The sequence below is a fragment of the Streptosporangium sp. NPDC000396 genome (genome assembly GCF_042898655.1).
Lineage (GTDB): Bacteria > Actinomycetota > Actinomycetes > Streptosporangiales > Streptosporangiaceae > Streptosporangium.
This window is the reverse complement of sequence record NZ_JBIAZA010000001.1, coordinates 458,518-480,490: the sequence shown is the minus strand read 5'-3', so window position 1 is coordinate 480,490 and position 21,973 is coordinate 458,518. Positions and strand designations below refer to the sequence as shown.

The window sequence follows — 21,973 nt, the reverse complement described above, 5'->3', positions numbered from 1 at the left end:
CAGACAGCCGCCCCAGAGGGGCGACTGAACGCAGACGCGGGAGTCACCACATGTCGGTTGAGAGCAGCGAGACCACGGCACAGGGCCTGATCCTCAGTGACGCGGCCGCGGCCAAGGTCAAGAGCCTGCTGGAGCAGCAGGGCGAGGAGGGCCTTCAGCTGCGCGTGGCCGTGCAGCCCGGTGGCTGTTCAGGCCTCCGCTACCAGCTCTTCTTCGACGACCGTTCGATGGACGGCGACGTCGTCACGGACTTCAACGGCGTCAGCGTGGTCACCGACCGCATGAGCGCGCCGTACCTCATGGGTGCCACGATCGACTTCGTCGACACGATCGAGAAGCAGGGCTTCACGATCGACAATCCGAACGCCACGGGTTCGTGCGCCTGCGGAGACTCGTTCAACTAGGCGGCACACGACGGCCCCGCGGAGTGAGATCTCTCACTCCGCGGGGCCGTCGCGCGTCTTTCCGGTCGCGTATTCTTGCGTGGCTCGACCCCCACTTTTCCTGATGCTGACAACGAGGAGAAAGATCCCGTGCGCATCGCCGTCACCGGCTCAATCGCGACCGACCACCTGATGACGTTCCCGGGGCGCTTCGGCGACCAGCTCATCGCCGAGCAGCTCGATCGGGTGTCCCTGTCGTTCCTCGTGGACGACCTGCAGATCCGCCGCGGTGGTTGCGCGGCCAACATCGCCTTCGGCATGGGCTGCCTGGGACTGCGGCCCATCCTGGTCGGCGCGGTCGGCGCGGACTTCGCCGACTACCGGTCCTGGCTGGAGCGGCACGGTGTCGACTGTGACTCTGTGCACACCTCGGAGATCCATCACACCGCCCGGTTCCTGTGCACCACCGACGAGGACCACAACCAGATCTCGTCGTTCTACACCGGTGCGATGGCCGAGGCCCGGCTGATCGAGCTCGGCCCGATCATCCAGCGACTCGGCAGCCTGGACCTGGTCCTGGTCAGCCCCAACGACCCCGACGCGATGCTCCGGCACACCGACGAGGCCCGCCAGCGGGGCATCCCGTTCGCGGCCGACCCCTCCCAGCAGCTCGCGCGCATGCCCGGCGAGAACATCCGCCTGCTGATCGACGGCGCCGCCTACCTGTTCAGCAACGACTACGAGAAGAGCCTGATCGAGCAGAAGACCGGCTGGTCCGACCAGGAGATCCTCGACCGGGTCGGCGTCCGCGTCACCACGCTCGGCCCCAAGGGCGCCGTGATCGAGCGCAAGGGCGAACCGGCCCTGCACGTCGCCGCCGCCCCCGAGCTCGGCAAGGCCGACCCGACCGGTGTCGGCGACGCCTTCCGTTCCGGCTTCCTGACCGCCCTGGCCTGGGGACTGTCCCTGGAGCGTTGCGGCCAGGTGGGCAACCTCACCGCCACCCACGTCCTGGAGCGCGTCGGCTGCCAGGAGTACGAGCTCGGCCAGCAGGTCTTCCTCGAGCGCTTCGCCGCCGCCTACGGCGCCGAGGCCGCCGCGGAGGTGGCCCGCTTCGTGAAGTGTCACTACGCCTGAGTGACGCCTCACCGCGCCTGAGCGCGCTCCGTCACCTCTGAGTGCACGTCTGAGCGCGCTCCACGGTTCCACGGCGAGCCCGGTGGAGGCCATTCGCCGCCCACCGGGCCCGCCGTACGCCACGCTCCTCGCCCGGACCACGCCGCCCGCCGCGACGCCGGGCCGTTCAGGCTCCCCCCGGGCCGGCGGTCATCCCGGCCGACGGCGGCACGTGCACGCGGGCCCGGGTCAGTAGTTGCGCCGTACGTGGATGGCCCACCCGCCCCCGGGCAGCTCGTAGCTGGCCACATGGTGATGTGACTTCAACCGGCACCAGGCCGGGATGTCGGTGAACGCCGCGGGGTCGTCGGCGAGAACCGACACGATCGCGTTGCGCGGGACGTAGTTGATCTGTTCGGCGAGCATGATGATGGGAATCGGGCACTTCTTGCCCAGGGCGTCGATGGTCAGTGCCGGAGGCTGGGTGGATCCTTCGGCGGCGGCCTGCCTGGGCGTCATCAAGCGTTCACTCCCCGAATATTGATCATTGTTTCACGCCCGCCTCCTCGCGGATCCTCTTCACCGTCTCCGGCAGGATCGCAAGGAAGCGATCGACATCCGTCGTGGAGGCGCCTCGGGGCAGCGATACCCGGACGTTCCCGTGTGTAAGCACACCCATGGCTTCCAAAACATGCGATGGACGAAGCGTACTCGCCGTGCATGAGCTGCCGGACGATACGGCGAATCCAGCCTTGTCCAATTCCGTCAGCAGTGCCTCACCTTCCACGTAAAGACACGAAAAGGTGACAATATGCGGTGCTCGCGCGACGGGGTCGCCGATCACCTCGACGTCGGGGACGAGCCGGGGCACCTCGTTCCGGATCCGGTCCACGAGCGCCGAGAGGCGGGCCGACTCCTGAGCCGATTCGGCGGTCATGGCGCGCAGCGCGGCGGCGGCTGAGACGATCGCCGGCACGTTCTCGAAACCGGGCACCCTGCGGCGCTCGCGATCGTCTTCGGGGAGCGGGCTGCGCCACCGGGTGCCCTTGCGGACCACCAGCACGCCGACCCCTGAGGGGCCGCCCCACTTGTGAGCGCTCGCGGTCAGCACCGACCAGCCGTCCGGCAGCGGCATCCGGCCCGCGGTCTGCGCCGCGTCGACCAGGAGCGGCACCCCGGCCTCGGCGCACAGGGCCGCCGCCTCGGCGATCGGCTGGACTGTTCCGACCTCGTGGTTGGCGCTCTGCAGGCAGGCCAGGGCCGTGCCGTCGGCGAGGACCGCCTCCCCGAACGCGGCCAGGTCTACTACGCCGGTACGGCCGACGCCCACCGTCTGGACCGAGCCGCCGTCGCGCTCGTGGATCCCGGCGGCGTGCAGCACGCTGGAGTGCTCCACCGCAGAGGTCACCAGACGGCGTCCGGCGCGGCGCCGTCCGTGCAGGGTGCCGAGCACGCCCAGATGCACCGCCTGGGTGCCCGAGGACGTGAACGAGACCTCGTCCGGACGCGCTCCGAGGACCTCGGCGACCTCGGTCCGGGCCTGTTCCAGTAACATCCTTGCCCGGCGGGCAGGGCCGTAGAGCCTCGCCGGATCGGCCCAGCCGACGTCGAGCGCCGCGATCAGAGCCTCGCGTGCCTGAGGGTGCAGCGGCTCGGTGGAGGCCGCATCGAAGTACGCCACGCCCTAATCGTCGCACCATGTGCGGCGCAATCGGGGGCTGCGCGGGGGGGCGAGGCTAGTCCGCGCTAATGTGTCCCCCAGCGTAAAACTGCGAACTACAAGTTGTGAACACGACAAACGACCGCCCAGGAGCGACTCCTGGGCTTCATCTGTGGGGTAGGCGATCCGTGAGTCCGACCCGCCGTTCTGCACGGCGTCCGTTGGCCCGCCGCCGGGTGCCACGCGCTGCCGCTCTGGCGCTGCTGCTGGTGTCCGTGACGGCGTGTAGTGCCGAAGACTGGTCCCGTGGTGGCTTGCCCGGCGGCATCACCAAGCAGGCCGAGACCGTCCAGAATCTGTGGAACGGATCTTGGATTGCCGCTCTCGCCACCGGTGTGGTCGTGTGGGGCCTGATCCTGTGGTCCGTTGCCTTCCACCGGAAGAAGAAGCACTCGAAGGAGGAGTTGCCGCCCCAGGTGCGCTACAACCTCCCGATCGAGATTCTCTACACGGTGGTGCCGATCATCATGGTCGGCGTCTTCTTCTACTTCACCGCGCGCGACCAGAACTACCTCAACGTCATGTCTGGCCGCCCCGACGTGAAGGTCAAGGTTGAGGGCTTCCAGTGGAGCTGGCGCTTCACGACCGACTACAACGGCAAGAAGGTCGAAGTCGTCGGCAAGCCCGTCAGCGACTACACCCAGGGGCCGCAGCTGGTGCTCCCGGCAGGTAAGAAGATCGAGTTCGATCTCCACTCGCCGGACGTCATCCACTCGTTCTGGGTGCCGGCCTTCCACTTCAAGCGTGACGTGATCCCGGGCGTGGAGAACAAGTTCCAGGTCGACACGCTCGACATGAAGCCCGCCGTCTACGCGGGCCGTTGCGCCGAACTGTGCGGTGTGGACCACAGCCGCATGCTCTTCTCGGTGAAGCTCGTCCCCCAGGCCGAGTTCGACCAGTACATCGCTAGCCAGGCGGGTGCCCAGTGACCGCACATAACGAACCCATCGCCGCTACCCCCGTGACGACCCGTAAGGGTTCGATCATCGCGAAGTGGGCGTCGTCCACCGACCACAAGATCATCGGGCATCTCTACCTGATCACGTCGTTCGTCTTCTTCCTGATCGGCGGCGTCATGGCGCTGATCATGCGGGCGGAGCTGGCCCAGCCCGGCCTGCAGCTCACCAGCAACGAGCAGTTCAACCAGCTGTTCACCATGCACGGCACGGTCATGCTGCTCATGTTCGCGACGCCGCTGTTCGCCGGCTTCGCCAACGAGCTCATGCCGCTGCAGATCGGCGCGCCGGACGTGGCGTTCCCGCGTCTGAACATGGTCAGCTACTGGCTGTTCACCTTCGGCAGCACCATCGCCCTTTCGGGGTTCCTTACCCCGAACGGCGCGGCCAGCTTCGGCTGGTTCGCCTACACCCCGCTGTCGAACGCGATCAGCTCGCCGGGCGTCGGCGGTGACCTGTGGATCGCCGGCCTGGCCATCAGCGGTCTGGGCACGATCCTCGGCTCGGTCAACTTCATCACCACGATCGTCTGCATGCGCGCGCCCGGCATGACGATGTTCCGCATGCCGATGTTCACCTGGAACGTGCTGCTCACCTCGATCCTGGTGCTGATGGCCTTCCCGGTGCTGGCCGCCGCCCTGCTGGCGCTGGAGGCCGACCGCAAGCTCGGCTCCCACATCTTCGACTCGGCCACCGGCGGTGCGCTGCTCTGGCAGCACCTGTTCTGGTTCTTCGGCCACCCCGAGGTGTACATCATCGCGCTGCCGTTCTTCGGCATCGTGACCGAGATCCTGCCGGTCTTCAGCCGCAAGCCGCTGTTCGGCTACATCAGCCTCGTCGGCGCCACCATCGCCATCGCCGGCCTGTCGATCACCGTGTGGGCCCACCACATGTTCCCGACCGGCCAGGTGCTGCTGCCGTTCTTCTCGTTCATGACCTTCCTGATCGCGGTCCCGACCGGGGTGAAGTTCTTCAACTGGATCGGCACCATGTGGCGAGGACACCTGTCCTTCGAGTCGCCGATGCTGTTCTCGATCGGCTTCCTGGTCACCTTCCTGTTCGGCGGCCTGACCGGTGTCATCCTGGCCTCGCCGCCGCTGGACTTCCAGGTGTCCGACTCCTACTTCGTGGTGGCCCACTTCCACTACGTCGTCTTCGGCACCGTGGTCTTCGCGATGTTCGCCGGCTTCTACTTCTGGTGGCCCAAGTTCACCGGCAAGATGCTGAACGACACCCTCGGCAAGATCCATTTCTGGACGCTGTTCATCGGCTTCCACACCACCTTCCTGGTGCAGCACTGGCTCGGCGCGCAGGGCTTCCCACGCCGCTACGCCGACTACAGCCCGATCGACGGCTTCACCGACCTGAACATGGTCTCCTCGGTCGGCGCCTTCCTGCTCGGCGCCTCCACGCTGCCGTTCCTGTACAACGTGTGGCGGACCCACAAGACCGCGCCGAAGGTCACGGTGAACGACCCGTGGGGCTTCGGCAACTCCCTGGAGTGGGCGACCTCCTGCCCGCCGCCGCGGCACAACTTCACCTCGCTGCCGCGGATCCGGTCCGAGCGCCCGGCGTTCGACTTCAAGCACCCGTACATCACGGCGACCCCTGAGCTGGAGGAGGTCCGATGAAGGTCCAGGGTTGGCTGTTCATCCTCTGCGGAATCTTCTTCGCCGCAGTGGACGTCGTCTACTGGTACTGGTCCCGGGAGCCGGTCGGCACCACGGCGATGGCCATCTCGGTGGGCTTCGCCCTCATGATCGGCTACTACCTGATGTACACGGCTCGCCGCATCGGGGACCAGCCGGAGGACGACAAGCAGGGCGAGATCAGCGAGGGTGCCGGAGAGCTCGGCTTCTTCAGCCCGCACAGCTGGTGGCCGCTGTTCGTCTGCCTGGCCGTCGCGCTCGCCGCGGTCGGGCTGGTCATCGGCTGGTGGCTGTTCATGATCGGCGTCTTCGCGGTCATCATGAGCATGATCGGGTTCGTCTTCGAGTACTATCGGGGTCACTTCTCGCACTGATCCCCGGCGATTCTCGCTGAAACGCGGGCCATGGAAATTTTTCCATGGCCCGCTTTTTTGTTGTTGTTGGCGGCTCAGGTGGAATGTCCTACGTAGCGATCCGCTTACTCCGGGTAATAACAGGAATAGTAGATTCGGTTCCTGGATGGGGGAGTACACGTGGGGCAGGCGATCCGTGGGTCGATCCAGGGGGCCGGGCTGCTGGCCCTGGCGCTGGTGGCCTCATGTTCGGGCGGCACCGCTACTAAAGGGGAGAAGACGGCGAGCGCCGTGCGCCACGCCGACGCCGCGGTCACCGTGGCTCCTGTCGACAGAGCGCGCAACGTGCCGACCGACACGACCGTCCTGGTCTCCGCCCAGGGCGGGGTCCTGAAGAAGGTGACCGTGAAGAGCCGCAACGGCCCCCTGCCGGGCGTGCTGAGCGCTGACGGCACCCAGTGGCGCAGCCGGAGGACGGCGACTCCCGGGACCTCCTACGAGGTCACCGTGACGGCGGCGAACCCGGACGGCAAGATCACCGAGACCACCAGCTCCTTCTCCACGGTCAAGGCCGACAAGACCTTCTCGATCGAGAGCTTCCTGCCGAGCGAGGAGATGACGGGTCTCACCGTCGGCGTCGGCATGCCGGTCATGATCACCTTTGACCAGCCCATCACCGACCGCGTCGCCGTCGAGCGGAACCTCCTGGTCAGCGCATCCAAGCCGGTCTTCGGGGCATGGCACTGGTTCGACGACAAGACGGTGCACTTCCGCCCCAAGACCTTCTGGCCGGCCCACACCAAGGTCCGGGTCGAGGCCCGCCTGGCGGGGGTGCGGGGCGGCGAGGGCCTGTACGGCAAGCAGAACCAGAGCATCGCCTTCAAGGTCGGCCGCTCGCAGATCACCAGGGGCAGCACCGCCACCCACCACCTGACCGTCAAGCGCGACGGCAAGACGATCCGCGAGATACCCATGAGCGCGGGCCAGGGCGGCCAGTGGAAGTACTACACGACCAGCGGTGTCCACCTGGCCATGTCGCGCGAGCCCGTCACCATCATGACCTCACCCGGCATCGGCCCCGGCCAGGCAGGCTACTACCGGATGACCGTCTACAACACCGTCCGCATCTCCAACAGCGGCGAATACATCCACAGCGCTCCCTGGTCGGTCGGCTCGCAGGGCTACTCCAACGTGAGCCACGGCTGCGTCAACGTCAGCCCGGCCAACGCCATCTGGTTCCTCCAGAACACCCTGATCGGTGATCCGATCATCATCACCGGCTCGCCCCGCCCGCTGGAGCCCACCAACGGCTGGGGTCACTGGCAGGAAGACTGGAAGCAGTGGCTGAAGTGGAGCAGCGTCAAACACTTCACCGCCGACTCTCTCTGAGACCTGAGACCTGAGACCTGAGACCTGAGACCTGAGGCCGCTCCAGTCTCTCTGAGGCCGGATTCAGGCCCGCCACACGGCTTGAGAGTGCGTTCCGCGAGCTGATGTCCCTTTCGTCGTTGGGATTGAGCTAGGTCGGCTGGTCGGAAGCTCACCGTTCGGGCTATCGGCGCGGCTGGGTGAACGATCCCGGCTCGGTCTCGACGAGGATGCCGCGGTTGGCCAAAGGAATCTGGTGATGGATCTGGAGGATGCGGGCTGTCGGGTGCGCTATCTGACCCGAGACCGGGATGCGAAGTTCCCGGCCCTCATGGACGAGATCCTCTCCGACGCAGGTATCCAGACCGTGCTCACCGGTATCCGAATGCCGCGGATGAACGCGGTCATGGAGCGGTGGGTGCAGTCCTGCCGCAGAGAGCTCCTGGATCGATGCCTGCTCTGGAACGAACGCCATCTACGGCATGCCCTGCGCGAGTATGAGGAGTTCTACAACCAGCACCGAGCCCATCAAGCCCTGGACCAGGCGGCTCCACTACGCGCCGCCCCAGATCCGATCACCGATCCAGCCAGAATCGTCGACCTGAACATACGCCGGCGAGACCTGCTCGGCGGAGTCCTCCACGAATACTCACATGCCGCTTGAACTGCGTGGATGGAATTCTCGGCAGGCGTAGAGTGCCGGACACCACACTTGCCATGGATGTCCGCGTGACAGCTTTCGCAGACCACCAGGGTTTTGCGGTGACGCGCGGCTGTGAGATCTACCCATGGCGGCTCCCTCGCCTGGGCCACCTCAGACGGCGAGCAGGCCGGCCTCGCGGGCGCGCTCGCGACCTGGTTCGTCGCCGCGCTACACGCATGCTGAAGGGTACGCAGTGATCTTCCTGTCCGGGGCGTATTGCCGTATCTTTTCCCCATGCCAGAGCCCCTCGAACCTGGGGATGCCCTCCAGGTAGGGGGCTACCGGCTGGTCGGCCGCTTGGGCGGCGGTGGCCAGGGCGTTGTGTACCTGGGGAGCGCGCAGGACGGCCGTCCCGTCGCGGTCAAGGTGTTACACGCCCGGATGGCCGCCGATCCGAGGGCCCGCGACCGGTTCCTGGCCGAGATCGAGGCGGCCAAGCAGGTGGCGGGCTTCGCGACCGCGAGCGTGCTCGCCGCCGACGTGGACGGGGCGCACCCCTACGTGGTCAGCGAGTACATCCCGGGCGACTCGCTGCAGCAACGGGTCGAGCGGGACGGGCCGCTCGCGCCCGGCGAACTGCACCGGCTCGCAGTCAACACGATGACCGCGCTGGCCGCCATCCACCGGGCCGAGATCGTCCACCGCGATCTCAAACCGTCGAACGTGCTTCTCGGCTCCGACGGCGCCCGAGTCATCGACTTCGGAATCGCCAAGGTGCTGAACGGCACCTCGGTCACGGTCAGCGAGGTCATCGGCACCGTCGCCTACATGAGCCCGGAACAGGTGTCGGCGCGGCGGCTCACCGCCGCCACGGACCTGTTCTCGTGGGCCGGCATGATGATCTTCGCCGCCACCGGCAGATCGCCGTTCGGCGAGGGCGACGTGGGCGCCGTCCTCTACCGGATCCTCCATCACGAGCCCGAGCTGAGCGCCCTCCCCGACAGCCTGCGAGGGGTGCTCGCCGCCTGCCTGAACCGCGACCCGTCCGCGCGGCCGCGCGCCGACGACGTGCTGCTGACCCTGCTGGGAGAGGGGCGGCCCACCCTGCCGATCTCCCCACGACCTCGCCGTCGCCGGCTGCTGTGGGCCACGCTCGCCGTGGCGCTCGCCCTCGTTCTTTCCTTTGCGGTGGCTGTTTGGCCACGCACCGAGCGGGCGCCCGGCTCGAAGGCGCCGATGGGGACCCAGATCAGAGGGCCGTACGAGGTCCACTCCAGAGACGTGCAAAAGATCATCTGGGCCACGCTGAACGGCCGTCCCGTGGTGGTCACCAGCCGTGAGAACGACCGCATCACGGTCTCGGACGTGCGGACCGGCGCGCGGGTGTCCGCCTCGAAGCTCGCGTTCGGCACCGACTACGCGGCCCTGACGGTGCTCACCCTGTCGAAACGTCCCGCGGCTGTCGGTGTTCGCAAGCGGTTTGACCAGGATGAGCTCGCCGCGGTCGACTTGGAGACCGGGGAGAGGATCGGCAAGCCGTACTCCTTTCCCGGTGCCTCCTTCACGTCCCTGCTCACCGCCGACGAGGTCGTGGTGGCTGGCTACGCTGACGGCATCATCACCTGGAATCCGGTCACCGGGGAGGTCGTCCGGACGCGCCTGCACGAGGACCTCACCCCCCTGGCGGTCGGCGAGGTGGACGGCGACACCGTCATCGTCATGGGGGGCGCCAGGAAGGTCAGGCTCTGGAATCTCACCAGACGGCACTGGGCAGCGGCGGCCGTCGCGACGCCGGTCGAGCGCCCGTGGTCCGCGGCCGTTTCCGGTGGCCGCTTCGTACTCGGCGGCATGCATACCGATCTGTACGTGGGAGACCTCCGTACGGGCCGTCGCGTCCGCACCGGCCCGGCCACCAAGGTACAGACGGTCACGGATGTGCAGATGATCAACCTCCCGGGCGGTCCGGCGATCGTCTACGCGGGGGTGGGTCTCTCGGCCGTCCTTGACCTGTCCACCGGCCGCGAGCTCACCCAGATCCCCGCCGCGGCGGGATTCACCACCTCCATGACGGCGGGCATGCTCGACGGCCGGCCCGTCGTGGTCAGCGGTGGCGCCAACGGCCTGCGCCTGCGCGACGCCCAGAGCGGCGGCCCCGCGGGTGCGGGTGTCATCTCTCTTTACGGCGGCGCCGTACGGCTGGCAAGGTGCGACACCGTCAACGGCCGCACCGTCGTGGTGTCCGCCGGAACCGAGGACCACAGCGTCCGGGTGACCGACCTCGACAGCGGAGCGGCGGTCGGCGAGCCGTTCCTCGGCCACAGCCACGGCTTCGACGACGACGAGGTCCTCGCCCTGGCGACGGGAAGGATCGATGGCAGGCCGGTGGTGATCTCAGCGGGGCAGGACGGGGTGCGGCGCTCCGACGCCGTCACCGGCGCCGGCCTGGGCGAGGCCCTGCCGAACACCGAAGCGGCCACCGCTGTGACGCTCACGGAAAGGTCGGGAAGGCCGGCCATCGTCTCCGTGACCCCACGGAACCTGGTGGTGTCCGACCCGGTGACCGGCGACACGATCGAGCGGACCGATCTGGCCTTCGACGACGCCGTCGAGTCAGATGGCACGCTGCTCACCGCCGCGGGCGGCGTGTTGTACGTCAACGGCTCCACCCGCCTGGACGGCGACCACGACGGTGAGACGCTGGAGAGCATGATCGTCGGGCGGGGGCTGGCCGCCACGGGCACCAGGGACGGCACGATCAGGGTCTGGAATCTGGCGACAGGCCGCAGGACCCTTTCCCTGCCCAAGGCCCACCACGGCTGGGTGACCGCGCTCGCCCTCGGTGAGCTGCGCGGCCACCCCGTGCTGCTGTCCGGTGGCGAGAACGGCGAGGTCCGGTTGTGGGACCTCGCCGCGGGCAAGCCCCTGGGCACGCCCTTCACCGGCCACACCGCCCAGGTGACCACGGTGGCCTTCTGCACGCTGGGCCAGGTTCCCATCGCGATCTCGGCGGGGGATACCACCATCCGGGGCTGGAGCCTCGGCGAAGGGACGGATTAGGCGCCGAACGACCCTGCTGGTTATCTCGTTTAGGCGGTCAGGGCCGGTTCGAGCCTGTGGGGCTCAAGAACTCGAATCACTTCCAGCGCAGCTCCTCGTCCGGCCAGCCCAGGTCGCCTGGGATCATGTTTCGTGATCTTGTCCACGGTGTACGCCATCACCCGACGCCTGCTGGCTTTGCCCGCACTTCTGCTACGCCGCGGTGTCTCCAAGGAGGCGGAACTGCTGGTGCTTCGGCATCAGAACGCGGTCCTACGCCGCCAGATGCCACGGGTGCGCTACGAACCAGCCGACCGCTTGTGGCTGGCGGCGCTCTCGCACCTGATACCCGCCATCGCTGGGAGAAGGTTTTCCCGATGACCCCGGCCACTCTGCTGGCCTGGCACCGCAAACTCGTGGCGATGAAGTGGGACTACAGCAAGCATCGCCGTCCCGGACGGCCGCCCATCGCAGCTGCGGTCAAGGCACTCATCCTGCGCATGGCCGCGGAGAATCCCCGCTGGGGCCACCGGCGCATCCACGGTGAACTGACCCGCCTCGGCCACAAGATCGCCGCCTCGACCGTGTGGAACATCCTGAACCGGGCCGGGATCGACCCCGCTCCGCGCCGCAGCGGGCCGACATGGAAGCAGTTCCTGGCCGCTCAGGCCGAGCACATCGTCGCCGTCGACTTCCTGCACGTGGACACCGTCAACCTCAAACGCCTGTACGCCCTGATCATGCTCGAACATGGCAGCCGCCGGGCCCACCTGCTCGGCGTCACCGCCAACCCCACCGACTCGTGGACCGCCCAGGCCGCCCGCAACTTCCTCATCGACACCGCCATCGACATGACGAAGCTGAAGTTCTTGATCCGCGACCGGGGCGGCCAGTTCGCCGATGCCTTCGACGCGGTCTTCGCCGACGCTGGCCTGCGCGTCATCAAGAGCCCACCACAGGCCCCGAAAGCGAACGCGCACTGCGAAAGGACCATCGGCACCCTACGCCGCGACCTCCTGGACAGCATGCTCATCCTCAACGAACACCATCTACGCCGAACCCTCACCCGCTACTTGGAGCACTACAACACGGCTCGGCCTCACCGCGGCATCGGACAGTTGTCCCCGTCGCAAGCCGAAACCGGACCGCCAACCCCCATCGACCTGGCCGGCCACCGAGTCCACCGCAGATCCATCCTCGGCGGCCTCATCAACGAGTACCAGATCGCCAGTTGACACCACCGAGAGCCGGCAGGTCAGACGAGAGCCGGCAGGTCAGACACCGAATCCTATTATTGAGCCCCACAGGGATTTCGCGGCGGAGGGCGCCAGGAGGGCTGACAACGGCCGTACGGCCGCCCGCCACCCCCTAAACCCCTGCCGAGGGTGGTCCGGAGCCGAGCGTGGCCTCCGAGGGTCGCAGGGGCCGTTCCAGGGCGCAGGGGGTGGCTCCAGCGCGGGCCGCAGGGTCGCTCCAGCGCAAAGCCCGCAGGGAGCCGCTCTGGCGCGAGGAGGCCGTTCCAACGCAACGGGGCCCGGACACCGAGGTGTCCGGGCCCCGCAACCGCGTGGCGGATCAGTGAGTCAGGGACTTGTCGTCTCCACCCGAGCCGACGGCCGCGTGCTCTTCGTGCCCATGGCCGTGGCCTTCGTCCAGCGGGATCTTCTCGCCGCCGTAGGCCTTGCTCATCTTGGCGCGGAGCCTGCCGATCGGGCCGCGCATCCCCTTGGGGGGAATGCCGTCGGTGTCGGCGTCGGTTCCGGCGATCATCGGAATCGCGGTCTTGCCCCGCACGTGGGCCTCGATGCCCTCGTTCGGCGGAACGTGGACCTCGATGTACTCACCGTGGGGCAGGCGCTTGATGACGCCGGACTCCACGCCGTGCCCGATCACCGCGGCGTCGCTGCGCTGCAGACCCAGGCAGAACCGGTAGGTGATGACGTAGGCGATCGCCGGGGCGAGGAAGACCAGCACCCGGCCGACGTAGGTCGTCCAGTTCAGCGACACGTGGAAGAACGAGGAGATCTCGTCGTTCGCGCCGAGCAGCCACAGGACACCGTAGAACGTGATCGCGGAGATGCCGATCGAGGTGCGGTGCGGGTTGTTGCGGGGACGGTCGGCGATGTGGTGCTCGCTGCGGTCTCCGGTGACCCACTGCTCGATGAACGGATACAGGGCCAGGCCCGTCATGATGATGCCCATCGGGACCAGCGCCGGGATCAGCACGCTCATCGGCAGCGTGAAGCCCAGGAAGTTGATCTCCCAGGAGGGCATCAGGCGGAGCGAGCCTTCCAGGAAGCCCATGTAGAAGTCGGGCTGGGAGCCCGCCGAGATGTCCGCCGGGGTGTAGGGGCCGAACAGCCAGATCGGGTTGATCTGGGCGAAGGTGCCCAGCAGCGCGATGGTGCCGAACGTGAACATGAAGTACGCGCCGGCCTTGGCCATGAAGGCCGGGTAGAACGGGGCGCCCACCACGTTGGTGTTCTCGCGGCCCTTGCCCGGCATCTGCGTGTGCTTCTGCACCCACATCAGGATCATGTGAGCGCTGATGAGCGCCAGCAGGATGCCCGGGATGAGCAGGATGTGGAGCGAGTAGAACCGCGAGATGACGTCCTCGCCCGGGTATTCCCCGCCGAAGAGGAAGAAGGTGATCCAGGTGCCCACCAGCGGCAGCGAGATCGCCACGCCCTCGGTGATCCGCAGACCGGCGCCGGAGAGCAGGTCGTCGGGGAGCGAGTAACCGGTCAGGCCCTCGGCCAGGGCCAGGGTCAGCAGCAGGACGCCGATCAGCCAGTTGAGCTCGCGCGGCTTGCGGTACGCACCGGTGAAGAACACTCGGAGCGCGTGCACCATCATGCCGGCGACGAACAGCAGGGCGGCCCAGTGGTGCATCTGCCGCATCAGCAGACCACCGCGGACGTCGAAGCTGATGTGCAGCGACGAGGCGTAGGCCTCGGACATCATGACGCCCTTGAGCGGCTCGTAGGAGCCCTCGTAGGCGACGTGACCCATGGAGGGCTTGAAGAAGAACGTCAGGAACGTGCCGGTCAGCAGCAGGATGATGAACGAGTAGAGCGCGATCTCGCCCAGCAGGAACGACCAGTGGTCGGGGAAGATCTTCCGCAGGTTGCGCTTGAGGAAGTTTCCCGCGCCGAGGCGGTCATCGAGGAAGCTGCTCGCGCCCGCTATGGGCTTCGGGACGGTTCCGGTGCTCATGCGTGGCCTCCGTTCTTGCGAGCCTCGGCCTCAGCGTCGCCGCGCTCCCAGAAGCTGGGACCTGGTGGTACGGCGAAGTCCGCCGTGGCGATGAGGTAGCCCTCGTTGTCCACGGCGATGGGAAGCTGGGGCAGAGGCCGGGCAGCCGGCCCGAAAACGACCTTGGCGCCGTCGGCGGCGTCGAAGGTGGACTGGTGGCACGGGCACAGGATGTGGTGCGTGGTCTGCTCGTAGAGGGCGGCGGGGCAGCCGACGTGCGTGCAGATCTTGGAGTACGCGACGATGCCCTGGTGCGTCCAGTTCAGGTTCGTCCCGGACTTGATCTCTTCCGGGCGGAATTTGATCAGGATCAGCGTGGCCTTGGCCAGTGCGTTCAGGTCGTGCTCGTAACCCTCGGGCACGACCGAGAGGATGCCGCCGGGGGAGTTGAAGTCCGCCGCGCGGATCGGGGCGCCGGTTCCCTCGACGACGAGCCTGCGCGGCTTGCCGTCCTTGGTCTTCTCGCCCCAGACGGTGTGCCGCAGCTTCTCGGGGAAGTTGGTGTAGCGCGGACCGAGGTCGCGCAGCAGGACCAGCGGGGCCAGGCCCAGCGGGGCCGCGGCGAGCAGCAGCGTACGGCGCAGCAGCGGCCGCTTGACGATGCCGCTCTCGGCCACGCCCTGGGTGAAGGTCTCGGCGACGTAGGCCCGGGTCTCCGAGTCGGAGGCCATCAGGTGGCGCTCCTGGACCAGGTTGTACTTCGGCATGACCATGCGGACCCAGACCACGACGCCCGCGGCCAGCGCGAGCAGCGCGACCGCGAGCGAGCCGCCCAGGGCCAGGTTGGAGACCTGCGCCTTCTCGACGTCGCCGACCTGGAAGATCACGTAGGACGCGACGAAGGCGATGCCCGCGAGGAGGGTGACGGTGAAGCAGAAGGCGGCGATCCTCTCGCCCTTCTTCGCCGTCGCCTCGCTCTGCAGGGTCACGCCGGGAACCTCGGTGCCCTCGGCGCGCTGCTCCTCGGCTCCGAGCAGGGACGTGCCTGTGGCGGATGAGGGTGTGCCGATGACGCGCTTTGGCACGCGGCCGTCGGGCTGGTCGATGTCGTGATTGTTGTCAGTCATTGGGCCTGTCGCTTCTTCGCGGTGATCCAGATGGCGGCCAGGGCGAGCAGGCTGATGCCCACGATCCAGGCCACCAGACCCTCCGTTACCGGGCCGATGCGGCCGAGGCCTGCGCCGCCCGGGTTGGGCTCCTCACGCACGCCCACGATGTAGGCGATCATGTCCCGCTTCTGGTCGGGGGTGATGATGCTGTCGTTGAACACCGGCATCGCCTGCGGGCCGGTGATCATGGCCTCGTAGATCTGCGCCGGAGTGGCCTCCGACAGCGGCGGGGCGTACTTGCCCTGGGTCAGGGCGCCGCCGGCGCCGACGAAGTTGTGGCACTGGATGCAGTTCGCGCGGAACAGCTCGCCACCCTTCGCCTTGTCGCCCTTCGCGGGGTCGACCTGCTCGTCCGACGGGATGGTCGGGCCACCGCCGAGGGACTGGATGTAGGCCGCGAGCTGCCCGATGGTCTTGTCGTTGACCCAGTGAGCCGGGGGCTTGCGCGGGGCCTGGGCGCCGGGGTTGGACATCGGCATGCGGCCGCTGCTGACCTGGAAGTCCACGGCCGCCGCGCCGACGCCGACGAGTGACGGACCTTGCGCGGTGCCCTCGGCGTTGAGGCCGTGGCAGCTGGAGCAGCTCTGCTGGAAGAGCTTCTTGCCTTCCGCGACGTCGTCGGCCCTGCCGGACGCGATGGACGCGTCGGCCCGCTGGTTCGTCGAGGCCACGAGGGTGTAGACCCCTCCGACCAGCGCGAGGGCCAGAAGCAGGACGGCGTATCTCGCGAGGGGATGCCGCCGTCCAGCGGTGATCCTAGTCACAGAGATCCCCGATTCCTTAGTGAATTCCATAGATGGTCACGAAAAGGCCAATCCAGACCACGTCGACGAAGTGCCAGTAGTAGGACACGACGATCGCGCTGGTCGCCTGCTCACGGGTAAAGCGCTTCGCGGCGTACGTGCGTCCCAGCATGAACAGGAACGCGATCAGTCCACCGGTCACGTGAAGGCCGTGGAAGCCCGTGGTCAGGAAGAACACCGAGTCGTACGCGGTGTGCGACATGGTGTGTCCCTCATGGGCCAGCTGGCTGTACTCGTACAGCTGACCGCCGACGAACACGGCGCCCATCAGGAAGCTGACGACGTACCAGAAACGCAGCTTGGCGACCTGACCCTTCTCAGCGGCCCACACGCCAAGCTGGCAGGTCACACTCGACAGGACCAGGATGATCGTGTTGACCAATGAGAATTGGACGTTCAGATCGGCCTCCGGCCAGGGCAGACCCTGGCCTAGGCTCACTGACCGGATGGTGAAGTACATCGCGAACAGCGCCGCGAAGAACATGAGCTCAGAGGACAGCCAGATGATCGTTCCGACGCTGACCAGATCAGGCCTGCGGGACGAGTGCGCTGTCGTCGTCGTTGATATTGCGGATGCTGTCGCCACGGGCAGCATTATTGCGGCTCTCCTGGTCGGGTCGCCGCACGACCCCCCAATAGGGGGCTCACCCGTCCCATCAAACTAGATGTAGAGGGCAATTTTCACGCCAACGCCTCTGGTCTGGGTCTCCAGGCGAAGTGACCGGTAGCATCCCAGGTGACCATACATCGACAAGCGATAGTGAGTGGACCGTGAGCACCGACGACAAGATGAGGGTTCTCGTCTACAGCGACGACGCGAGCACCCGTGAGAAGGTGCGGCAGGCGATCGGCCGGCGCCCCGCCGCCGACGTGCCCCTCGTGGAGATCGTGGAGTGCGCCACCCACGCGAAGGTCGTCCAGCACTTCGACTCCGGTGAGATCGACGTCGCCGTGCTCGACGCCGAGGCCCAGCCGGCCGGTGGCATGGGCGTGGCCCGCCAGGCCAAGGACGAGGTCTACGACTGCCCGCCGATCTGCCTGCTGATCGCCCGTCGCGACGACCGCTGGCTGGCCGAGTGGTCGCGGGCCGAGCGCGTCGTGCCGCAGCCGATCGACGCGGTGGTGCTGGCCGACACCGTCGCCGACCTGATGCGCCACCGCCTCTCCACCCGCCTGACCACCCGGTAGAACACCTCTGGAGACCCCATGGACGCGCGCACCACTTGGCCCGCGCTGCTGTCGGCCCTGCTCGCGGGTGAGCACCTGACGGCGGACGAAACCGCCTGGGCGATGAACGAGATCATGTCCGGTACGGCCACGCCCGCCCAGATCGCCGGCTTCGCCGTGGCGCTGAGGGCGAAAGGGGAGACGGTCGCGGAGGTGACCGGGCTGGCGCGCACGATGCTGGAGCGGGCCACCCCGCTGACGGTGGAGGGCCCTGTCGTCGACGTCGTCGGCACCGGCGGCGATCGCGCGCACACGGTGAACGTCTCGACGATGGCCGCCATCGTGGCCGCCGCCGCGGGCGCGCGGGTGGTCAAGCACGGCAACCGCGCCGCGTCCTCCTCCTGCGGCGCCGCCGACGTGCTGGAGCACCTGGGGGTCGTGCTCGACCTGGCCCCGTCCGACACGGCCAGGGTCGCCGTGGAGGCGGGAATCGCCTTCTGCTTCGCGCCGTACTACCACCCGGCGCTGCGCTTCGCCGGTCCGCCGCGTAAGGAACTCGGCATCCCGACGGTCTTCAACTTCCTGGGCCCGCTGACCAACCCGGCCAGGCCCGCCGCCCAGGCGATCGGCATCTTCGACCCGGGCATGCTTCCCGTGGTCGCGGGCGTGTTCGCCGAGCGCGGGGTGTCGGCGCTGGTCTTCCGGGGCGACGACGGGCTGGATGAGCTCACCACCACCACGACCTCCACGGTCTGGGTGGTGCGCGACGGCGCCGCCAGGCTGACCGTCTTCGACCCGGCCACGCTGGACATCCCCAGATCCCCCTCGGACGCGCTGCGCGGCGGGGACGTGGTGTTCAACGCCCAGGCCGTGCGCGACCTGCTCGCCGGCAAGACCGGCCCGGTCCGTGACGCGGTGCTGCTCAACGCCGCCGCCGCCCTGGTCGCCCTCGACGGCTCGGGCGACGACCTGGACGCCGGGATGGCCGCCGGATACGCGCGGGCCGCTCAGGCCGTCGACTCCGGCGCGGCGGCGGCCACCCTCGACCGCTGGATCACGATCAGCCGGTCGCTGAAGTCGTCCTGATCTCATCCTCCCCTCACGGGCGGACGGAAGGTCCGCCCGTGAGGGGATGCAGCCCCGTCGGGCGCCGTCCTAGATTGCGCCCATGTGGTGTGTTGATCCCCCGGCCGGGCAGGTGCTGCCGGTCCTGACACTGTTGGTGGTGCTCGGCCTTCTCCTGGCCGTCGCCGGACTCGTTCGCGAACGCCGGCTCCTGCTCTCGCACCTCGGCCGCGAGCGGGCCAAGCTCGCCGACCAGCAGGACGCGCTGGCCCACGCGGCCGTCAGGGAGGAGCGCGCCCGCATCGCCCACGAACTGCACGACGTGGTCGCCCATGGGATCAGCATGATGACGCTCGGCGTCGGCGCCGGTCGGATGATCATGGCGAAAGATCCCGGGCGAGCCCGCGAGACCCTGTGCGCGGCCGAGGAGTCCGGCCGTCAGGCGCTCCTGGAACTCCAGCGCGTGCTGTGCCTGCTGAACGCGGAGGGCTCTCCGGGGACGAGAACGCCCCAGCCCAAGCTGTCCGATCTGCGCGACCTGCTGGCCCAGGTCCGTACGGCGGGCCTGCACGTGGACGTGGTCGAGGACGGCGACCCCATCGAGATCGGCCTCGCCCTCGAACTGTCGGCCTACCGGATCGTCCAGGAGGCGCTGAGCAACACGCTCAGGCACGCTCGGGCGCAGTCGGCCCACGTCACGCTGCGCTGGCGCCCGGGTTTCCTGGACGTGCTGGTCCGTGACGACGGCCAGGCCACCACCACGATGACCACCGGCCAGGGCCTGCTCGGCATGCGCGAGCGCGCCACGCTCTTCGGTGGAACGTTCGAGGCCAAACCCCTCCCGGAAGGAGGGTTCGAGGTGCGGGCCCGGCTGCCCACGGCGGGCGAGACGCGCTGCGGCCCCCGCCCACCCGCGTGACACTCCCTAGTCGGACTCGCCGAGGCCGATCGAGAAGGCCGCGTCCAGGTCGTGCCTGGAGTAGGTGCGGAAGGCGATGTGCGTCTCGGTGTGCAGCACTCCGGCCACCTTGTTCAGCCGGCCGGGGATGACCTCGGCGATCTCCTCGTAGGCCGAGACGCGAACCATGGCTATCAGGTCGTACTCCCCGGTGATGGAGTACACCTCGCTCACCCCGTCGATCTCGGCGATCGTCTGGGCGACCTCGGGGATCCGGTCCACCTCGGCGTTGATGTGCACGATCGCGGTGATCACAGGCTTCCTCCTCGTTGAGTAAGGCTTGCAGTCTTCCGAAGTTCTCCGAAGCTATCAGCGTGCGGTCGTCAGCGCGCCGGACGGCCCTCGTGCGGCCGGTGCGGTTCGAGGGCCTGGTAGGCCCGGTCGATGCGGGCCTTGAGCCGCCCCGCGCCGCCGACGGGGAGACTCCAGTCTCCCTCCACCTGCACCAGCCGCACGCCCGGGCTCTCCAGCCAGCGCAGGATGCACTCGGTCTCCTCGGCACTGGCCGCGGGAACGGGGCCGGGGCCCGGCACGACGGTCTCGGCGGTGGCCACCAGCGCGTCCACGAACGGGGTGGGATGGGCGCCCTTGGGCATCACCCCGGCCGAGGCCAGCCGGCCGTGCCGGATGACGTGGATCTCCCAGCCACCGTTCGCGGCCGGGGCGGCCGCGACCATCTGGGGGAGCGCGGTCAGCGCCCGCAGCCGCTGCATGCGCGCGGAGGTGCGGACATAGGAGGCGAGCCGGTCACGGTCGGCTGCGGCCTCCTCGTAGCGCTGGTCGAGTGCCAGGCGCTCCATCCGGGCCTCAAGCGCGGACATGACCGCGGTGGCGTCCGTCTCCATCGCCTGGCGCGCGGTCGCGACGTGCAGGCCGTACTCCTCGACGGCCTGGCGGCCCTCGCACGGCGCCCCGCACCTGCCGATCTCGGCGAGCGCGCAGGCGGAGCGCCCGGTGCGCGGGGTGATCCTCTCGGTGCACTGCCGCAGCGGGACCGCCTCGTGCAGGGCGGCGCGGGCGTCTTCGGCGGCGCGGGTGCTGGTGAACGGGCCCAGATAGCCGGCGCCGTCGTCTTTGACCTCCCGGACGATCGACAGGCGGGGGAACGGCTCGTCGGTGAGCTTGAGCCAGACCATCTTCTCCGGGAAACGCGACCTGCGGTTGTATCGCGGTTTGGCCGAGCCGATCAGCCTGAGCTCCCTGACCTCGGCTTCCAGCGGGGTCGCGCAGACGATCGGCCGGACCCGCTCGACGATGCCGATCATCTCCCGGATCCGGGGACGGGTCTCGGCGGCGGTGAAGTAACTGCGCACGCGGTTGCGGAGGTTGGTGCTCTTGCCGACGTAGAGCGGCTCGCCGCGTTCGTCCTCGAACACGTAGACGCCGGGGGAGGCCGGCATGGTTTCGGCCAGGTAACGTTTGCGGCGCTGCTCGGGGGTCGGCGCGCGGACGAAGCCCTTCAGCTCCTCCAGGGTGTGCACCCCGAACGCGCCAGCCCGTTCCAGCAGGGCGTGCAGCACGTCGACGGTGGCCTGGGCGTCGGCGAGCGCGCGGTGACAGGGCTCGGTCTTGCTGAAGATGCGGGCCAGCGTGGACAGCTTGCAGTTCGGTGCCTCGTCACGGGTCAGCAGCTTGCGGGCCAGGGCGACGGTGTCGACCACCGGGTGGGTGGGCGGAGGATATCCGTGGGCGGCGCAGGCCGCCTTGATGAAGCCCAGGTCGAACCCCGCGTTGTGGGCCACCAGGGTGGCGCCCCTGGCGAACTCCAGGAACGACGGAAGCACCGACTCGATCTTCGGTGCCCCCACGACCATGCTGTCGGTGATGCCGGTCAGCACGGAGATGAACGGGGGGATCGGCGACCCCGGATCGACCAGGGTGCCGAACTCGCCGAGCACCTCACCGCCCCGGACCTTGACGGCGCCGATCTCCGTGATCGCGTGCTCGCCCGCGGAAACCCCGGTGGTCTCCAGGTCGAACACGACGAACGTGATCTGGCTGAGCGGTGTGCCCAGCTCGTCCAGCGTTCCCTGCACGGCGTATTCCACGGTTCACGACCATAGAAGCCGTGACCGACATTTAACATTCCGGGTCGTCGCGACGCGGGCGCGGAGTCTCCGCGGCCGGTCAGTTCTTCTTCGTGGCGGAGGCCGCCGCGAACAGCGCCAGCCCGAGCACGCCCAGCACGATGCTGGCGAAGATCTCGTATCCGTGGAGGAAGCCGATGTGGTTCACCAGGAACCAGCGGGGCCCGCCGTGGAACAGGTTGTTGATCATGCCGCCGACGGCCTGGATCACGCAGATGGTCCCGACGACCTCAAGGATTATCTTCATACCGCCGATGCTGGTGAGGGGCGCGGTTCCGGCGCGTCAGCCGAAGGTCGACGAGACA

The 21,973-nt window shown here is 68.2% G+C and carries 21 protein-coding genes; 12 read left to right on the top strand and 9 right to left on the bottom strand.

The window, feature by feature from the left end; all coding sequences use genetic code 11:
• Positions 1-50: 50 nt before the first annotated feature.
• Together erpA and ACFY2X_RS02135 are read left to right on the top strand one after the other, a co-directional pair.
• On the top strand, positions 51-404 hold the full coding sequence (gene erpA, locus ACFY2X_RS02140; protein WP_389931127.1) for an iron-sulfur cluster insertion protein ErpA: 354 nt from the start codon (positions 51-53) through the stop codon (positions 402-404).
• A 129-nt stretch (positions 405-533) separates the two neighbouring features.
• The gene (locus ACFY2X_RS02135) at positions 534-1,520 is read left to right on the top strand and encodes a carbohydrate kinase family protein (RefSeq protein WP_389931125.1); all 987 of its coding nucleotides are present in this window, start codon (positions 534-536) and stop codon (positions 1,518-1,520) included.
• A 228-nt stretch (positions 1,521-1,748) separates the two neighbouring features.
• On the opposite strand, the gene ACFY2X_RS02130 is transcribed toward ACFY2X_RS02135, so the two are convergent.
• Complete coding sequence (locus tag ACFY2X_RS02130; RefSeq protein ID WP_389931124.1) at positions 1,749-2,018, bottom strand: sulfurtransferase TusA family protein; 270 nt, start codon at positions 2,016-2,018, stop codon at positions 1,749-1,751.
• Positions 2,019-2,043: 25 nt separating this feature from the next.
• The gene (locus ACFY2X_RS02125; RefSeq protein ID WP_389931122.1) at positions 2,044-3,180 is read right to left on the bottom strand and encodes a cysteine desulfurase family protein; all 1,137 of its coding nucleotides are present in this window, start codon (positions 3,178-3,180) and stop codon (positions 2,044-2,046) included.
• A gap of 215 nt (positions 3,181-3,395) precedes the next feature.
• Here ACFY2X_RS02125 and coxB point away from each other — a divergent pair, with 215 nt between their 5' ends.
• From coxB to ACFY2X_RS02090, 7 genes are all read left to right on the top strand, one after another.
• Positions 3,396-4,148, top strand: coding sequence for a cytochrome c oxidase subunit II (gene coxB, locus ACFY2X_RS02120; protein ID WP_389931120.1), 753 nt, complete (start codon positions 3,396-3,398; stop codon positions 4,146-4,148).
• Between the two features lie 32 nt (positions 4,149-4,180).
• Positions 4,181-5,806 (top strand): cytochrome c oxidase subunit I, encoded by a 1,626-nt coding sequence (ctaD, locus tag ACFY2X_RS02115; protein ID WP_389931118.1) that lies wholly within the window; start codon positions 4,181-4,183, stop codon positions 5,804-5,806.
• Positions 5,803-6,198: a cytochrome c oxidase subunit 4 gene (locus tag ACFY2X_RS02110; protein WP_389931116.1), complete on the top strand. Its 396-nt coding sequence runs from the start codon at positions 5,803-5,805 to the stop codon at positions 6,196-6,198. The genes ctaD and ACFY2X_RS02110 overlap by 4 nt, the downstream gene beginning before the upstream one ends.
• Before the next feature lie 159 nt (positions 6,199-6,357).
• The gene (locus ACFY2X_RS02105; RefSeq protein ID WP_389931114.1) at positions 6,358-7,566 is read left to right on the top strand and encodes an Ig-like domain-containing protein; all 1,209 of its coding nucleotides are present in this window, start codon (positions 6,358-6,360) and stop codon (positions 7,564-7,566) included.
• Positions 7,567-7,804: 238 nt separating this feature from the next.
• Positions 7,805-8,209, top strand: a complete 405-nt coding sequence (locus ACFY2X_RS02100) for an integrase core domain-containing protein (RefSeq protein ID WP_389931112.1) — start codon at positions 7,805-7,807, stop codon at positions 8,207-8,209.
• Positions 8,210-8,482: 273 nt separating this feature from the next.
• Complete coding sequence (locus ACFY2X_RS02095) at positions 8,483-11,245, top strand: WD40 repeat domain-containing serine/threonine protein kinase (RefSeq protein ID WP_389931110.1); 2,763 nt, start codon at positions 8,483-8,485, stop codon at positions 11,243-11,245.
• Positions 11,246-11,601: 356 nt separating this feature from the next.
• Positions 11,602-12,459, top strand: a complete 858-nt coding sequence (locus ACFY2X_RS02090; protein WP_389931108.1) for a transposase — start codon at positions 11,602-11,604, stop codon at positions 12,457-12,459.
• A gap of 340 nt (positions 12,460-12,799) precedes the next feature.
• Here the strand turns inward: ACFY2X_RS02090 and ACFY2X_RS02085 are convergent, their stop codons facing one another.
• Genes ACFY2X_RS02085 through ACFY2X_RS02070 form a run of 4 tightly spaced genes read right to left on the bottom strand, consistent with a single transcriptional unit; the run spans position 12,800 to position 16,986 of the window.
• Entirely contained in the window at positions 12,800-14,440 is a 1,641-nt protein-coding gene (locus ACFY2X_RS02085; protein ID WP_389931106.1) for a cytochrome bc complex cytochrome b subunit, read from the bottom strand.
• Positions 14,437-15,546: a Rieske 2Fe-2S domain-containing protein gene (locus tag ACFY2X_RS02080; protein WP_389931105.1), complete on the bottom strand. Its 1,110-nt coding sequence runs from the start codon at positions 15,544-15,546 to the stop codon at positions 14,437-14,439. Before ACFY2X_RS02080 ends, ACFY2X_RS02085 begins: the two co-directional genes overlap by 4 nt.
• Complete coding sequence (locus ACFY2X_RS02075) at positions 15,543-16,352, bottom strand: c-type cytochrome (protein ID WP_389931104.1); 810 nt, start codon at positions 16,350-16,352, stop codon at positions 15,543-15,545. The genes ACFY2X_RS02080 and ACFY2X_RS02075 overlap by 4 nt, the downstream gene beginning before the upstream one ends.
• A gap of 16 nt (positions 16,353-16,368) precedes the next feature.
• Positions 16,369-16,986, bottom strand: coding sequence for a heme-copper oxidase subunit III (locus ACFY2X_RS02070; RefSeq protein WP_389931102.1), 618 nt, complete (start codon positions 16,984-16,986; stop codon positions 16,369-16,371).
• Positions 16,987-17,180: 194 nt separating this feature from the next.
• Here ACFY2X_RS02070 and ACFY2X_RS02065 point away from each other — a divergent pair, with 194 nt between their 5' ends.
• From ACFY2X_RS02065 to ACFY2X_RS02055, 3 genes are all read left to right on the top strand, one after another.
• A complete protein-coding gene (locus ACFY2X_RS02065; RefSeq protein ID WP_389931277.1) occupies positions 17,181-17,579 on the top strand; it encodes a hypothetical protein in 399 nt (132 codons plus the stop codon).
• Between the two features lie 18 nt (positions 17,580-17,597).
• The gene (gene trpD, locus ACFY2X_RS02060) at positions 17,598-18,644 is read left to right on the top strand and encodes an anthranilate phosphoribosyltransferase (protein ID WP_389931100.1); all 1,047 of its coding nucleotides are present in this window, start codon (positions 17,598-17,600) and stop codon (positions 18,642-18,644) included.
• A gap of 82 nt (positions 18,645-18,726) precedes the next feature.
• Complete coding sequence (locus tag ACFY2X_RS02055) at positions 18,727-19,542, top strand: sensor histidine kinase (RefSeq protein ID WP_389931098.1); 816 nt, start codon at positions 18,727-18,729, stop codon at positions 19,540-19,542.
• Positions 19,543-19,548: 6 nt separating this feature from the next.
• On the opposite strand, the gene ACFY2X_RS02050 is transcribed toward ACFY2X_RS02055, so the two are convergent.
• From ACFY2X_RS02050 to ACFY2X_RS02040, 3 genes are all read right to left on the bottom strand, one after another.
• A complete protein-coding gene (locus ACFY2X_RS02050) occupies positions 19,549-19,836 on the bottom strand; it encodes an Lrp/AsnC family transcriptional regulator (RefSeq protein WP_389931096.1) in 288 nt (95 codons plus the stop codon).
• 68 nt (positions 19,837-19,904) lie between these two features.
• Entirely contained in the window at positions 19,905-21,629 is a 1,725-nt protein-coding gene (locus ACFY2X_RS02045) for a DEDD exonuclease domain-containing protein (protein WP_389931094.1), read from the bottom strand.
• 79 nt (positions 21,630-21,708) lie between these two features.
• A complete protein-coding gene (locus ACFY2X_RS02040) occupies positions 21,709-21,915 on the bottom strand; it encodes a hypothetical protein (RefSeq protein ID WP_389931092.1) in 207 nt (68 codons plus the stop codon).
• Positions 21,916-21,973 lie beyond the last annotated feature (58 nt).